Raw genomic sequence first — 274 nt, forward strand, 5'->3', positions numbered from 1 at the left:
TTGGCGCCTTCGATGGCCTTGCGGAAGGTTTCCGATTGGGTCAAGGAGAAGGGGTTGTAGTCGCTGTTCTCGGCGTTCACGGCCTTGACGAAGGCCACTTGCGAGAAGTAGCCGTCGGTCACCTTGCCGTGGGTCTTGCCTTCGTTGTGCGAGGCTGCCAGTTCATAGTCGTGGCCAGCGAATTCGCCGCGCACGCCAACGACATAACGGCTTTGGTCAGCGGTGGACAGCTCGGTGCGGTCACCGAAGTCGTAGACGCGGGCGGTCACGCCCA

The 274-nt window shown here is 61.7% G+C and carries 1 protein-coding gene; it reads right to left on the bottom strand.

What is annotated here, in order from left to right:
* Window positions 1-274: hypothetical protein (locus tag MJ643_RS30735; protein WP_247727314.1), on the bottom strand; the 274-nt coding region annotated here is incomplete at both ends.

The sequence above is a fragment of the Pseudomonas sp. PNPG3 genome (genome assembly GCF_023093815.1).
Taxonomy (GTDB): Bacteria; Pseudomonadota; Gammaproteobacteria; order Pseudomonadales; family Pseudomonadaceae; genus Aquipseudomonas; species Aquipseudomonas asiatica.